Source organism: Streptomyces sp. NPDC006174 (assembly GCF_040614075.1).
In the GTDB taxonomy this organism is placed as follows: domain Bacteria; phylum Actinomycetota; class Actinomycetes; order Streptomycetales; family Streptomycetaceae; genus Streptomyces.
The window spans coordinates 99,165-113,895 of record NZ_JBEXTJ010000007.1 but is presented as its reverse complement, the minus strand read 5'-3'; the positions used below and the strand labels follow the sequence as shown (position 1 = coordinate 113,895).

Here is a 14,731-nt window from a genome sequence, read left to right as displayed (position 1 = left end):
CCCCTGGCAGCAGCCGGCTGCCGGGAACACCTTGAAACACCTGATGACCCGGACGGATGCCCTTATGAGCCTGCACGGTCTGCTGGATGTCGTGGTCACGGACCCGGCGATCGCCGAGGCGGTGAAGGCCGCCGCCGACGGCCACCGTATGCACGTCGACCTGGTCGGTCCGCCCGGCGCCCGGCCGTTCGCCGTGGCCGCGCTGGCCCGGCAGACCGGCCGGACCGTGCTGGCCGTCACGGCGACGGGCCGGGAGGCCGAGGACCTGGCCGCCGCGCTGCGGACGCTGCTGCCGCCGGACACGGTGGCGGATTTCCCGTCCTGGGAGACGCTGCCGCACGAGCGCCTCTCGCCGCGCTCGGACACGGTGGGCCGCCGCCTCGCCGTGCTGCGGCGCCTGGCGCACCCGCGCGAGGACGACCCGGAGACGGGACCGGTCTCGGTGGTCGTGGCGCCGATCCGCTCGGTGCTCCAGCCGCAGGTCAAGGGGCTCGGCGAGCTGGAGCCGGTCTCGCTCACCAGTGGGCAGAACGCGGACCTGGGGGAGGTGGTGGACGCGCTGGCGGCCGCCGCCTACGCGCGGGTGGAGCTGGTGGAGAAGCGCGGTGAGTTCGCCGTACGCGGAGGGATCCTGGACGTCTTCCCGCCGACCGAGGAGCACCCCCTTCGGGTGGAGTTCTGGGGCGACGACGTGGAGGAGATCCGGTACTTCAAGATCGCCGACCAGCGGTCCCTGGAGGTCGCGGACCACGGGCTGTGGGCGCCGCCGTGCCGTGAGCTGCTGCTGACCGATCAGGTACGGGAGCGGGCGGCGGCCCTCGCCGAGGCGCATCCGGAGCTGGGCGAGCTGCTCGGCAAGATCGCGGAGGGCATCGCGGTCGAGGGCATGGAGTCGCTGGCCCCGGTCCTGGTGGACGACATGGAGCTGCTGCTCGACGTGCTGCCGAAGGGCTCGATGGCGCTGGTCTGCGACCCGGAGCGGGTCCGTACGCGGGCCTCCGACCTGGTCGCCACGAGCCAGGAGTTCCTCCAGGCGTCCTGGGCCGCGACGGCGGGCGACGGCGAGGCGCCGATCGACGTGGGCGCGGCCTCGCTGTGGAGCATCGCGGACGTCCGGGACCGGGCCCGTGAGCTGGGGATGATGTGGTGGTCGACCTCGCCGTTCGCGGCCGACGACGCGGACCTGGACGAGGACACGCTCAAGCTCTCGATGCACGCGCCGGAGGCGTACCGCGGCGACACCGCCCGCGCGCTCGCCGACACGAAGGGCTGGCTGGCCGACGGCTGGCGCACGGTGTACGTCACCGAGGGCCAGGGCCTTGCCACGCGTACGGTCGAGGTGCTGGGCGGCGAGGGTATCGCGGCCCGCTTCGTACCGGACCTGGCCGAGATCGCTCCGTCCGTCGTCCACGTCTCCTGCGGAGCGATCGACCAGGGCTTCGTGGACTCGGCGCTGAAGCTGGCGGTGCTCACCGAGACCGACCTGACCGGCCAGCGCACCGCCACCAAGGACCTGGGCCGGATGCCGGCCCGCCGCAGGAAGACGATCGACCCGCTGACGCTGGAGGCCGGCGACTACATCGTCCACGAGCAGCACGGTGTGGGCCGGTACGTGGAGATGGTGCAGCGCACGGTCCAGGGCGCGACGCGCGAGTACCTGCTCGTCGAGTACGCACCGGCCAAGCGCGGCCAGCCCGGCGACCGGCTCTACATCCCGACCGACCAGCTGGAGCAGGTCACCAAGTACGTGGGCGGTGAGGCACCGACCCTGCACCGGCTCGGCGGCGCCGACTGGACGAAGACGAAGCAGCGGGCGAAGAAGGCGGTCAAGGAGATCGCCGCCGACCTGATCAAGCTGTACTCGGCCCGGATGGCGGCCCCCGGCCACTCCTTCGCGCCGGACACGCCGTGGCAGCGGGAGCTGGAGGACGCCTTCCCGTACGCGGAGACGCCGGACCAGCTCTCCACGATCGCCGAGGTCAAGGAGGACATGGAGAAGACGGTCCCGATGGACCGGCTGGTCTGCGGTGACGTGGGCTACGGCAAGACGGAGATCGCGGTCCGGGCGGCGTTCAAGGCGGTGCAGGACGGCAAGCAGGTGGCGGTGCTCGTCCCGACGACTCTCCTCGTCCAGCAGCACTTCGGCACGTTCACCGAGCGCTACTCGCAATTCCCGGTCAACGTCAGGGCGTTGAGCCGCTTCCAATCGGACACGGAGTCCAAGGCAACGCTCGCAGGTCTCAAGGACGGCTCGGTCGACCTGGTCATCGGCACGCACCGCCTCTTCTCCTCCGAGACGAAGTTCAAGGACCTCGGCCTGGTCATCGTGGACGAGGAGCAGCGGTTCGGCGTCGAGCACAAGGAGCAGCTGAAGAAGCTCCGCGCCAACGTCGACGTCCTCACCATGTCCGCGACGCCCATCCCCCGTACGCTCGAAATGGCGGTCACCGGCATCCGCGAGATGTCCACGATCACCACTCCGCCGGAGGAGCGCCATCCGGTGCTGACCTTCGTCGGCCCGTACGAGGAGAAGCAGATCGGCGCGGCGGTCCGCCGTGAACTCCTGCGTGAGGGCCAGGTGTTCTACATCCACAACCGGGTTGAGTCCATCGACCGGGCGGCCGCGCGCCTGCGCGAGATCATTCCCGAGGCGCGGATCGCGACGGCGCACGGCCAGATGTCCGAACAGGCCCTGGAACAGGTGGTGGTGGACTTCTGGGAGAGGAAGTTCGACGTCCTGGTCTCCACGACGATCGTCGAGTCCGGCATCGACATCTCCAACGCCAACACGCTCATCGTGGAGCGCGGCGACAACTTCGGCCTCTCCCAACTCCACCAGCTGCGCGGCCGGGTCGGCCGAGGCCGCGACCGGGGCTACGCCTACTTCCTCTACCCGCCCGAGAAGCCGCTGACGGAGACGGCCCACGAGCGCCTGGCGACGATCGCCCAGCACACGGAGATGGGCGCGGGCATGTACGTGGCGATGAAGGACCTGGAGATCCGCGGCGCGGGCAACCTGCTCGGCGGCGAGCAGTCCGGCCACATCGCGGGCGTCGGCTTCGACCTGTACATCCGCATGGTCGGCGAGGCGGTCGCCGACTACCGGGCCCAGATGGACGGCAGCGTGGAGGAGGAGCCGCCGCTGGAGGTCAAGATCGAGCTCCCGGTCGACGCGCACGTCCCGCACGACTACGCCCCCGGCGAGCGGCTGCGCCTCCAGGCGTACCGCGCGATCGCTCAGGCCACCTCGGAGGACGATATCCGCGCGGTCCGCGAGGAGCTCACCGACCGCTACGGCCCGCTGCCGGAACCGGTCGAGAACCTCCTCCTGGTGGCCGGCCTCCGCATGCTGGCCCGTGCCTGCGGAGTCGGCGAGATCGTCCTTCAGGGCTCCAACATCCGCTTCGCGCCGGTGGAGTTGCGCGAGTCCCAGGAACTCCGCCTGAAGCGCCTCCACCCGAAGACGGTCATCAAGCCGGCCGCCCACCAGATCCTGGTCCCGCGCCCGACGACGGGCAAGATCGGCGGCAAGCCGGTGGTGGGCCGCGAACTGCTGTCGTGGACGGGCGAGTTCCTGACGACGATTCTGGGGTCGTAGGGGCGGGACGTCTCGCGGTCAGCCGGCCCCCGGAGCCGGCTGGCCTCACCGGCCCAGGGCCAGCGCCGCCGCGATCTCCTCGTGCAGCCCCAGCGGCAGCCGCGTCCCCCACCGGTCCGCCGCCTCGGCCGCCAGGTCGCGGGTCCAGCGCCCGCTGTTCGCGGCCGCCGCGCGGACCGCCTGATCGGTCAGGGGCGCGGTCGTCGTGGCGTACCGCTCGATGTCCGTGCGCGGCAGGTCCGTCTCCAGAGCGCGGCTCGGGGTGAGCCAGTGGGCGGTCGAGCCGCGCAGCAGGCGGCAGAGCTTGAGCTGGAGCGGGGCGATGACGGTGTGCAGCAGGTGGTGGGCGCGGGCCGTCTCGCCACGGGCCTGGACATGGGCCAGCATCAGGGTCCAGTTGGCCAGTTCGTCGGTGAGCTGCCGGGCGGTGGCCACCGGCTCCGGCGGGCTGAAGGCGGCCAACTCGCGGGCGGCGGTGGTGAGGTGGCCGGTGCGGTCCAGGAGCACGGCCGCCTCGGGACGCGGCAGGTGGACCTGGCCGCGCCAGGTGGCGATCTCCGCGATGCCGGGGCCGGCCGGCTCCACGTGGAACTCGCCGCGCATCAGGTCCTCGAAGACCACGGCGAGGATGCCGTACATGTTGGTGTACGCCAGCTTCAGCGGAGCCAGCCGCTCCACGAACTCCCGCCCTTCGAAGGCGTCGACGTCCTCCTCCCGTACGTACAGGCAGGCGTCCAGGTCCGAGTGGGCGTCGGCTTCACCGAGCGTCCAGGAGCCGTAGAGGAGGACGCCGTCGATCCGGAGGTCGGCCTCGGCCGTCGAGCGCAGCAGCTCGATGCGGCGGTTCAGGGCGTCGGCGGGGAGGGGTGTGCGAGGGGTGGGGTGGGCGTGCGGCATGGCCGGGTCTCCTGAGTGAGGGTGTGGGCGTACAAATGAGGCCCGGCGGTCGCCGCCGGGCTGCCTCCGGTCCCGCTGCGGGACCTCGTTCGTCGCTCAGGAAACGCCCATGCGAGGCAGCCTAGGGGACGGTCCCGTCAGCCGTCGCGGCGGTTCTCCGGCCCTCCGGGCTGAAGGCTGTGACGCCGCCCCGAAACCGGAACCGACTGAAGGCCAGGACGCGGCCCCGCAGCCCGAACGGGCTGAAGCCGAGTACCAGGCGCCTGCGGCCGGACGGGCTGAAGACCAGTCATGAAAGCCCCGCCGACGGGGAAGACGCCCATAAGATTCTCGGCGTTCGGCTTTCTCCCCGTCAGGATGGCTTCACGTGATATCTCCCCGTACGTACCGAGCAGCAGCCCTGCCCGCCCTCAGCGCCCTCGTCGTGCTCGCTCTGGCCGGCTGCGACCCCGACGACCTCGCGGCGGAGAGCGGCGGCAGCGCGAGTGGCGGTGCGAACGGTGGTGGTGCGCAGTCCGCCAAGGGCTTCGGTGTCAGCCCGCTGGACAACCCCGACGGTACGAAGCCGGGCCTGGCGCCCCTTACCAGCGACGCCGACCGGGCCGCCGCGCGCAAGGTCATCGAGAAGGTCGCCACCAAGGGGCGCGGCCCGAAGACCGGCTACGAGCGGAGCGAGTTCGGGTCCGCGTGGAAGGACGGGATCGACGGCATCCCGCTCGCCCGGAACGGCTGCGACACCCGTAACGACCTCCTCGCCCGCGACGGCAAGGACATCGAGCACCGGTCGGGCTCCAACTGCGTCGTCGTCTCGCTGAAGCTCAAGGACCCCTACACCGGCAAGTCCATCGACTGGCGCAAGCAGCAGGCGACCAAGGTGCAGATCGACCATGTGATGCCGCTGTCCTACAACTGGCAGATGGGCGCGGCCCGCTGGAACGAGACCAAGCGGCAGCAGATCGCCAACGACCCGCTCAACCTCCTGCCGGTGGACGGCCCGGCCAACAGTGCCAAGCGCGACTCCGGCCCGGCCGCCTGGCTGCCGCCGTACAAGCCGATTCGCTGCTCGTACGCGGTGCGGTTCGCGCAGGTCTCGCTGAAGTACGACCTGCCCGTCACCGCGCCGGACAAGCAGGCCATGCTCGCCCAGTGCGGCGGCTGAGCCACCGTCCGGTGAGCGCCACGGCCCGCCCGTGGCCCTCGCCGTCCCGCGACTCCTGGACCTTGCCGCCGCGGATCACGTTGTACGGCCGGCCCGTCGCCATCATCAGCTGCGCGGCTCCGTCGCCACCGCCGGGCACTCCTCCTTCTCCTTGACGAGGTCCAGCACCTTGAAGGCGTCGGAACCGGCGAGGCGCAGGCGACCTCCTTGGCGGTCGACGTGATGCAGTGGCCCTTCGCCAACTGGCCGCCGCCGGCGCCCGCGTCGCCGAGGTGGTCACCGCTCAGGTTGGGGCCGCGGACGGTGTTGGTGGGGATGCCGCTGCTCTTCCTGTCGTCGCCGGAGCCGAAGACCCGGGAACGCACGGGGAGGACGTCACGGGTGGGGACGCGGCATGGACCTTTCACGGTTCCCGGAGCGGAGGGCCCGGCGGACGGTCGGCCGAGGTGCGGCCTCACCCCTGCTCGTACGCGGAAAATCCCTGGTCACAGCTGGTGAGACGTGCCTAGGGTCGGCTCATGAAGCTGCACATCACCACGCTCGCCGAGCGCCCCGAACTCGCCGATGCGCTCGACCGGATGCCGGACACCTGGCCGGAGTTCGTCCTGGAGGACATCGTCGGCTGGGCGAACTTCTCGCGGATTGCCGTCGAGTTCCCGGAGTTCGTCCTGGTCGCCACCGACCCGGACGGCGGCGTGGTCGCCCGCGCCTACAGCGTCCCCTTCGAGCTGAACGCCCCCGGGCGCGCCAACCTCCCCGTCGGCGGCTGGGACCGGACGCTGCTCTGGGCGTTCTCGGACCTGCGGCGGGGCCGGACCCCCGACACCGTCAGCGCCATCGAGATCACCGTGGCCACCGGCAACCAGGGCCAGGGGATCTCGGGCCGGATGCTGGCCGCGATGCGGGAGAACGCGGGACGGCTCGGCTTCGGTGAGGTCGTCGCTCCGGTGCGGCCGAGCGGCAAGCACCTGCGGGCCGCGCTGCCGATGGCGGAGTACGCCCGGCTCACCCGGCCCGAGGACGGACTGCCCGAGGACCCGTGGCTGCGGGTCCACGTCCGCGCGGGCGGGGTCATCGACTCGGTGGCCCCGGTCTCGATGACGGTGAGCGGGACGCTGGAGCAGTGGCGCGCGTGGACCGGGCTGCCGTTCGACACGGAGGGTCCGGTGGAGGTGCCTGGCGCGCTGGTGCCGGTGCACTGTTCACCCGCGCACGGGTACGCCGTCTACGCCGAGCCGAATGTGTGGGTGCGGCACCGGGTGTGAGAGGGCGGCGGTGACAGCGGTACGTAACCGCGGCGCGGGCCGGCGGCCCTGACCGCGAGGGCCGCGGTACCGAACTCCGTTGTGCCGCCGGTCCGTCGGCGCCAGCGTGTCGGCCCGTGCCGCACACCTCCGCCCGCCTCGTCATCGACATGCAGAACGCCTTGGTGGCCATCGCTCACCAAGGCGCCGCGACCGTCGCGAGAATCGCCGGGCACCGCCAACCACCGGCAGGCCGGCAGCTACGCCTCCACCGCCGCCCGGCTGGACGTCCGCCGCCTCCAGCTGCCCCGGCTGCCGCTGGCCGAACAGCGGCGGCACGGCGAACAGTTCCGCGCGCTCACCGCGTTCGAGAACGCTCTGCGGACGCCGGGACGGCTCGGCGGACAGTTGGTGAGGGGGATGTACGACGGGCTGACGGACGGTACGGTCACGCCCCGGTGACCTCCTCGGCAACGGTTGAGCACAAGGGGGGACGGACTGTCGGCGGCGGTGTATACGCTCACCGCATACGCTCACCGCACCCGCCCGACTCTCGTACGCCTCCCAGGAGCAGCACATGCACGGCTACGGCTATCCGCCGCAGCAGCCGCCGACGTCCCGGCCGTCCTCGGGGACGCTCACCACGCTGCGCGCGATCTTTGTTGTGCTGACCGTGCTGAGCTGCGGGTTCCTCGGGTGGGTGGCGATGCTGAGGCTCGCGATCGTCACCCGCAAGGCCCGTGACTGGTGGCTGTTCGCGGTCACGGTGGTCCTCACCATCGGCCTGTTCGCGTTCTTCGCGGCCCTGCCCGAGGAGGAAAAGATGACGGACGCCCAGGCGCTGATCGGGATGGGGTGGCTCATAGCGATCCTGGCCGGCGTCATCACGTACTACCTGATCATGGATACGCGGCACTTCGCGGCGCCCGGACCCTACGACACCCAGCGGCCCATGTCCGGCTCGGCGACGGCCCCGTACCGACCGGTCGTCCACCAGCACCCGCCCGCCCAGGTCCAGAACCAGGCGCCCGTCCAGCAGCACCCGACGCCGCCGCCCACCCCGAACCCGTACGCCGTCGACACACAGCCGCCCAAGCCCGCGCCCCAGCGCCTCGACCAGGTCCGGGCCGAGCTGGACGAGCTGAGCGACTACCTCCGCAAGGAGGGCGAAGGCCGGTGAGCAACCGGGTCATCGCCGGGCGGTACGAGCTGGCCACCATCCTCGGCCAGGGCGGCATGGGCCAGGTGTGGACGGCGTACGACCAGCGCCTGGACCGCCGCGTCGCCGTCAAGCTGCTGCGACCGGACCGGGTCGCCGGGCCCACCGGCAGCGACGCCGCCGACGAGCTGCGCCGCCGGTTCGTCCGCGAGTGCCGGGTCACCGCGCAGGTCGACCACCCGGGCCTGGTCACCGTCCACGACGCCGGCAGCGACGGCGACGACCTCTATCTCGTCATGCAGTACGTGGAAGGCGCCGACCTCGGCGACCACCTCGCCGAGCAGGACCCGTACCCCTGGCCCTGGGCCGTCGCGGTGGCCGCGCAGCTCTGTGCCGTCCTGAGCGCGGTGCACGCCGTGCCGATCGTCCACCGCGACCTGAAGCCGCGGAACGTGATGGTCCGGCCCGACGGCACCGTCACCGTGCTCGACCTCGGCGTCGCCTCCGTCCTCGACACGGACACCACCCGCCTCACGCACACCGGTTCACCGATCGGCTCGCCGGCCTACATGGCTCCCGAGCAGGCGATGGGCGGTGCGGTCGGCCCGTACACCGATCTGTACGCGCTCGGTGTGGTCCTGCACGAACTGCTCAGCGGTGACGTGCCGTTCGCCGGGTCCACCGCGCTCGGCGTCCTGCACCGCCACCTCTACGAAGCCCCGGTACCGGTCCGCCAGGCCCGCCCGGAGGTGCCCGCCGCGCTGGAGGCGCTCGTGCTGCGGCTGCTCGCCAAGGACCCGCAGGAGCGGCCCGGTTCCGCGCAGGAGGTGTACGAGGAGCTGGCCCCGCTGCTGCCCGGACACGGCACGCCCGCCGGCCCTCTCGACCCGACCCGCCCCTTCCTGCGCCCGCACGCCCCTTGGCCGGACCGCGCCACCGCCATCCCTGCCGCCCCGCCCGTCCCCGCAGCCCTCCCCGTACCACCGCAGTCCCCGGCCCGCACCACCCCCTGGCCCGCCGTCGCCTCACTCCTCTCCCCGCCTCCGCCGCTCACCGCGCCGGCCGACTTCACCCCGCCGCCCGCCCGGCCGGACGTCGCGCGGGCCGTGGACGAGGTCAAGAAGCTGCTCGGCGAGGGCCGGATCACCCAGGCCGTGGACATCCTCGGCGCCATCCTCCCGGCGGCCGCCGCCGAGCACGGCGGGCACTCGCCGGTCGTCCGCATCCTGCGCAAGCAGTACGCGGCGACGCTGATGGACGACGGGCAGTACCGCCGCGCCCTCCCGGAGCTGCGGCGCCTGGCGGAGGACCGCACCGCCGAGACCGGACCGGCCGACATCCAGGTCCTCCAGTTCCGTTACGACGCAGCCCAGTGCCTGGAGCAGCTCGGCGAGGCCACGGCCGCGCTCGGCGAGTACCGCGCGGTCCTCCCGTACTACGAGAACGCCTACGGACCCGTCACCACCGACCCCGGCCGGGCCCTCGACATCCGCCACCGCATCGGACAGCTCCTGCTCGCGGTCGGCGACCACACGGCGGGCCGCGCGCAGCTCCAGGCGCTGCTGTACGACGCGGAGCGCACGTACGGTCCGCACCATCCGCTCCCCGTCGACCTGCGCCGCCGCCTCATCCACCAGCAGGACGTCCGGGGCGGCTGATTCCAGGGGTACGGCCGCCCCACATCCCCAACTCCTCCCGAATCGTTGGTCGAATCAGTGGCACTGATCACCACCACTGCCTAACATCGGTCACCGCAAGGCTTGTGCACCGATGCACAAACTCTCCACGGGAGGCTCCTTTGCACCGCCGTCGTCGCACCGCGCTCGCCGTCTCCGCCGCCACGCTCCTCGCGGCTCCACTCCTGGCCGCCTGCGGCAACGAGGCCCACCCCGGTGCCGCCGCCGTCGTGGGCGGCGAGCGGATCGAGGTCTCGGCGGTCCAGGCCCAGGCGGCCGACGTCCGCGCCGCCCAGGAGAGCTCGCCGGAGGCGGCGCAGCTGGTCAACAAGTCCGGCCAGCTGGGCCGCGCCAAGCTGCACGGGCTGATCTTCGGCCGGATCCTGGACCAGGCCGCCGAGGACGCCGGGGTCACCGTCACCCGCAAGGAGATCCAGGAGGCCCGGACCGCGAGCCGCGCCCAGGCGGGCGGCGAGGAGCAGCTGCGGGCGATGATGCTCCAGCAGCGCTGGGTCGCCCCGGACCAGATCGACGGCGACATGCGCCAGGAGGTGCTGCTGCCGAAGCTCGCCAAGGCGCTCGGCGCGGACCTCGGCACGCCCGAAGGACAGCAGGTCGTCGGCGAGGCGCTGACCAAGGCGTCGAAGCAGCTGGACATCGACGTCAACCCGCGGTTCGGCGCCTGGGACGACCAGAAGATGCAGCTCGGCAACTACCGGGCCCCGTGGATCAGCCAGGTCACCGAGTTCGCTCCGCAGGAGCCGGAGGCGGGCGCCTGACCGGGGCTCCTGACCGCGGTGGCGGGCCGGGCGGTAGGTTCGGGCGGTGTGAACGCTGAAGCTCCCGACCACGCCGACGAACCCGGCCGGATCGTCCTGCTCACCGCCAGCCACCGGGTCGCGCCCGGCCTGCTCTCCTGGCCGGCCTGGCAGACGCTGCACGCCGCCGACCAGGTCGTGTGCGGAGACCCGGACCACCCGCAGCTGCCCTACCTCCGCGAGGCCGGCGTCCACGCCGAGCACGCGGCACCCTCCGCCGACGAGCTGGTCGCCGCCTGCGCGGGCGGCCGCACGGTCGTGGTCCTGGTCGGCGGCGAGGGCGACGGCCGCCTGACCGACGGCCTGGCCCGGCTCGGCGGCTCCGGCCGGGTCGCCATGCCGGACCTGGAGCTGCTCCCCGGCTCGTACGACCTGCCCGGCGCCCGCCTCCTGGACCTGGTCCAGATCATGGACCGGATCCGCCGCGAGTGCCCCTGGACCTCGCAACGTACGCACCAGGGCCTCGCGAAGTACGCCATCGAGGAGGCGTACGAACTGGTCGAGGCGATCGAGGACGGCGACCGGACCGAGCTGCGCGAGGAGCTCGGTGACGTCCTGCTCCAGGTCGTCTTCCACGCGCGCATCGCGCAGGAGGATCCCGAGGAGCCGTTCGACGTGGACGACGTGGCGGGCGGCCTCGTCGAGAAGCTGGTCCACCGCCACCCGCACGTCTTCGGCGACGAGAGCGCCGAGACCCCGGAGGACGTCCACGCGCACTGGCTCCGCACGAAGGCGATCGAGAAGCAGCGCACGTCGGTCACCGAGGGCGTCCCTCTCGGCCAGCCCGGCCTGGCCCTCGCCGCGAAGCTCGGCAGCCGCGCCCGCACGGCCGGCCTCACCGTCCCGCTGCCCGCCGGCGACACCATCGGCTACGAGCTCCTGGCTCTGGCCGTACGCGCCGAGGCCGACGGCACCGACCCGGAGACAGCTCTGCGCGCGGCGGCCCGGGTCTACCGGGACGCGATCGTGGCGGCGGAGGGGCGTGCGGGTTAGTACGGTGACCTGAGGGACCGTACGAGGGGTGGGGGACGGGTGTGGACGCCGAGTTGAGGACGCTGGCTCTGACGGTGGCGCGGATCATCGGGAGCCCCGACCAGAGCGCTTACCGGCTCATGTCCGAGGCACTGCGGGGCGCCCGGAACACCTTTCTGGAGGTGCGGTTCGACGACCTGTGGGGGATACGCCTCCGTGGTGAGGACACGGGCACGCCGAGCGCCGTACACGAGCTCCTGATCGAAGTGAAGCGCACGGCGCCTTCCGTCTACGAGGAGCTGCAAGCCATCGCCGAAGCCTTCACCGAGGACGAGCAGGCACGCGAGGCCGACGGTGTCCGGGCACCCGCCCACGCTCCGTCCGGCCCCTCCACCAGAGCCACGGCCAACTCCGTCCAGGACGGCACCTTCCACGCCCCGGTCGTCCAGGCCGATACCTTCTCCGGCGGAGTACACACCTATTACGCGCAGCCGCCGCACTCCACCCTGCCGCCGGTCGCCGACTGGCCGCAGCTGGACACGGCCGACCCGATCGCCTTGGGCGTGCGCCAAACCCGTCGGCTGCCCGGTGAGTCACCGCTGCCGCCGTACGTGGAGCGGGACTGCGACCGCGAGTTGGGCGACCGGGTCCGTGAGGCGGCCCGGGAGGGCGGTCTGGTGGTGGTGACCGGGGCGCCGCTCTCGGGCAAGACCCGGACGGCGTGGGCCGCCTTGGCGTCGAAGCTCCCCGGAACGACCCGGGTGTTCGCGCCGTCGCCCGGGACGGACCTGCGCGGTCTTCCGGCGGTGGTACGGGGACGGGGCGCGGCGGGCTGTGTCCTGTGGCTGGACGACCTGGGCGGCCACCTGGGCGAGTACGGGCTGACCCCGGCGGTTCTCGCGGAGCTCGTACGGATGCGCGTGCCGGTGCTGGCCACGATGGAGGACGAGGCGTACGACGCGCGCCGGTTCGGGGCGGCGGACCGCGCCCGGGTGCTCGACGGGGCCCGACCGGTCGAGCTGAACAGGGTCTGGAGCGACAGCGAGTGTGGGTTGCTGGAGAAGGCCGAGGAGCCGCTTCTGAGGGGCGCCCGGCTCTGGCGCGGACCGCACACGGTGCCCGAGTACCTGGCCGTCGGCCCCGACCTCGTCGAGGAGTGGCGGCGGGCGGCCCGGCCGACCCGCCATCCGCGCGGCCACCTGCTGGTGCGCGCCGCGGTCGACCTCCACCGCTGTGGAGTCCCGCACGGGGCGATCTCCGAGGGCGTACTCCGCGGCGCGGAGGAGCTGTATCCGGACGCGTACGCGGCAGCCGAGGCCGAGTCATTCGGCGACGGGCTCGCCTGGGCCGCCGAACAGCGGTACGGCGTGAGCGGGCTGCTGGTTCCCGGGGACAAGGAGGGCACCTGGGGCGTCTTCGGCGCGCTGCTCGCCGATACGGTCGACCGGCCCGACGGCTGGCCGGTCCCGCTCGACCTGTGGATGTTCGCGCTCGAAACGGTGAGGACGGACGGCGCGCGCTGGACGGTCCGCTCCAACGCCCACACGCATCTGGTGGAGCGGGCCGAGGAGGACCCGATGGCCGCGGCGGTGCTCGGCGACATCAACGTCGCTCTCGGCGACCTGGAGACCGCCGAGTTCTGGTGCCGCAAGGCGGCGGACGCCGGCCACACCGAGGCGGCGGCGGCCGCGGGAGAGCTGATGGTCGCGCGCGATGCGGCGGCGGAGGCGATCTCGTACCTGGAACAGGCCGCCGAGGCGGGCATCGTACAGTCGCAGTTCTCCCTGGGCCTGCTGCTGATCGACCGCGCCAAGAGCTGGATGAACCGGGCGGCCGAGGCCGGCCACCCCCTGGCGGCCCGGGTGCTGCCCCGGCTCCACGCCGTGACGTACACCCCGCCCGATACCGTCAAGGAGTGACCGACACCCCCGCCTGTCCCCACACGCCTGACGCCCCCGAACTCTTCACCTGGGAGTTCGCCACCGACCCGTACCCCGCCTACGCCTGGCTCCGCGAGCACAGCCCCGTGCACCGGACCACGCTGCCCAGCGGCGTCGAGGCCTGGCTCGTGACGCGGTACGGGGATGCCAAGCAGGCGCTCGCGGACGCGCGGCTCTCCAAGGATCCGGCCAACCATGCCGGGTCCGCGGCGGCCAAGGGGAAGACGGGGATTCCGGGGGAGCGCAAGGCGGAGCTGATGACGCATCTGCTCAACATCGACCCGCCGGACCACACCCGGTTGCGCCGGCTCGTCTCCAAGGCGTTCACTCCGCGCCGGGTCGCGGAGTTCGCGCCCCGGGTGCAGGAGCTGACCGATCGGCTGATCGACGACTTCGTCGAGAAGGGAGAGGCGGACCTCATCCACGACTTCGCCTTCCCGCTCCCCATCTACGCCATCTGCGACCTGCTCGGCGTTCCGCGCGAGGACCAGGACGACTTCCGGGACTGGGCCGGCATGATGATCCGCCACGGTGGCGGGCCGCGCGGCGGAGTGGCCCGGTCGGTGAAGAAGATGCGCGGCTATCTCGCCGAACTCATCCATCGGAAGAGGGAGAACCCGGGTGACGACCTGATCTCCGGACTCATCCGGGCCAGCGACCACGGCGAGCACCTCACCGAGAACGAGGCCGCGGCGATGGCGTTCATCCTGCTGTTCGCCGGGTTCGAGACGACGGTGAACCTGATCGGGAACGGTACGTACGCTCTCCTCCGCCATCCCGAACAGCGCGCCCGGCTCGAAGAATCGCTGGCGGCGGGCGAGAGCGCGCTGCTGGCCACCGGGATCGAGGAGTTGCTCCGGTTCGACGGGCCGGTCGAGCTCGCGACCTGGCGGTACGCCACCGAGGCGCTGACGCTCGGCGGGCAGGAGATCGCGGCCGGGGATCCGGTGCTGGTGGTGCTGGCGGCGGCGGACCGGGATCCGGAGCGGTTCACGGATCCGGAGGCGCTCGACCTCTCACGGAGTGACAATCAGCATCTCGGTTACGGTCACGGCATCCACTACTGCCTGGGAGCACCGCTGGCCCGGCTGGAGGGTCAGGCTGCGGTGGCGACCCTGCTGAAACGCCTTCCTGGCCTGCGACTTGCGGTGGAACCCGCTGATTTGCGCTGGCGCGGCGGGCTCATCATGCGCGGACTGCGCACGTTGCCGGTCGAGTTCGAGCCGGGACATCGCCTTGAGGAAGGTGACACGCTGTCACCTCTGTGA

General features: G+C 72.2%; 10 protein-coding genes and 2 pseudogenes. 10 read left to right on the top strand and 2 right to left on the bottom strand.

The window, feature by feature from the left end; translation table 11 throughout:
* Window positions 1-64: 64 nt before the first annotated feature.
* Window positions 65-3,598, top strand: coding sequence for a transcription-repair coupling factor (gene mfd / locus ABZ267_RS17415; protein WP_356746392.1), 3,534 nt, complete (start codon window positions 65-67; stop codon window positions 3,596-3,598).
* A gap of 45 nt (window positions 3,599-3,643) precedes the next feature.
* Here the strand turns inward: mfd and ABZ267_RS17410 are convergent, their stop codons facing one another.
* Complete coding sequence (locus ABZ267_RS17410; protein WP_356746391.1) at window positions 3,644-4,495, bottom strand: nucleotidyltransferase domain-containing protein; 852 nt, start codon at window positions 4,493-4,495, stop codon at window positions 3,644-3,646.
* Between the two features lie 367 nt (window positions 4,496-4,862).
* On the opposite strand from ABZ267_RS17410, the gene ABZ267_RS17405 reads away from it, so the two are divergent.
* Window positions 4,863-5,654, top strand: a complete 792-nt coding sequence (locus ABZ267_RS17405; RefSeq protein WP_356746390.1) for an HNH endonuclease family protein — start codon at window positions 4,863-4,865, stop codon at window positions 5,652-5,654.
* A 58-nt stretch (window positions 5,655-5,712) separates the two neighbouring features.
* Here the strand turns inward: ABZ267_RS17405 and ABZ267_RS17400 are convergent.
* Window positions 5,713-6,031 (bottom strand): annotated as a pseudogene (locus ABZ267_RS17400) (hypothetical protein); the annotation flags it as partial.
* Window positions 6,032-6,172: 141 nt separating this feature from the next.
* Between ABZ267_RS17400 and ABZ267_RS17395 the strand changes: the two are divergent.
* The 8 genes and pseudogenes from ABZ267_RS17395 (at window position 6,173) to ABZ267_RS17360 (ending at window position 14,731) form a co-directional block, all read left to right on the top strand.
* The gene (locus tag ABZ267_RS17395; protein WP_356746389.1) at window positions 6,173-6,919 is read left to right on the top strand and encodes an N-acetyltransferase; all 747 of its coding nucleotides are present in this window, start codon (window positions 6,173-6,175) and stop codon (window positions 6,917-6,919) included.
* Between the two features lie 210 nt (window positions 6,920-7,129).
* Window positions 7,130-7,360, top strand: a pseudogene (locus ABZ267_RS17390) (SAM-dependent methyltransferase); the annotation flags it as partial.
* A 115-nt stretch (window positions 7,361-7,475) separates the two neighbouring features.
* A complete protein-coding gene (locus tag ABZ267_RS17385) occupies window positions 7,476-8,078 on the top strand; it encodes a hypothetical protein (RefSeq protein WP_356746388.1) in 603 nt (200 codons plus the stop codon).
* Window positions 8,075-9,715 (top strand): protein kinase, encoded by a 1,641-nt coding sequence (locus ABZ267_RS17380; protein WP_356746387.1) that lies wholly within the window; start codon window positions 8,075-8,077, stop codon window positions 9,713-9,715. The genes ABZ267_RS17385 and ABZ267_RS17380 overlap by 4 nt, the downstream gene beginning before the upstream one ends.
* A gap of 140 nt (window positions 9,716-9,855) precedes the next feature.
* Window positions 9,856-10,512 carry a SurA N-terminal domain-containing protein gene (locus ABZ267_RS17375; RefSeq protein WP_356746386.1) on the top strand — a complete coding sequence of 219 codons (657 nt, stop codon included), beginning with the start codon at window positions 9,856-9,858 and terminating at the stop codon, window positions 10,510-10,512.
* Between the two features lie 48 nt (window positions 10,513-10,560).
* Window positions 10,561-11,544: a nucleoside triphosphate pyrophosphohydrolase gene (locus tag ABZ267_RS17370; protein WP_356746385.1), complete on the top strand. Its 984-nt coding sequence runs from the start codon at window positions 10,561-10,563 to the stop codon at window positions 11,542-11,544.
* A gap of 41 nt (window positions 11,545-11,585) precedes the next feature.
* Entirely contained in the window at window positions 11,586-13,442 is a 1,857-nt protein-coding gene (locus ABZ267_RS17365; protein ID WP_356746384.1) for a sel1 repeat family protein, read from the top strand.
* The gene (locus ABZ267_RS17360) at window positions 13,439-14,731 is read left to right on the top strand and encodes a cytochrome P450 (protein WP_356746383.1); all 1,293 of its coding nucleotides are present in this window, start codon (window positions 13,439-13,441) and stop codon (window positions 14,729-14,731) included. Before ABZ267_RS17365 ends, ABZ267_RS17360 begins: the two co-directional genes overlap by 4 nt.

Coding starts and splice junctions, on each gene's coding strand:
- mfd (WP_356746392.1), top strand. CDS start 65: ATGAGCCTGCACGGTCTGCTGGATGTCGTGGTCACGGACCCGGCGATC.
- ABZ267_RS17410 (WP_356746391.1), bottom strand. CDS start 4,495: ATGCCGCACGCCCACCCCACCCCTCGCACACCCCTCCCCGCCGACGCC.
- ABZ267_RS17395 (WP_356746389.1), top strand. CDS start 6,173: ATGAAGCTGCACATCACCACGCTCGCCGAGCGCCCCGAACTCGCCGAT.
- ABZ267_RS17385 (WP_356746388.1), top strand. CDS start 7,476: ATGCACGGCTACGGCTATCCGCCGCAGCAGCCGCCGACGTCCCGGCCG.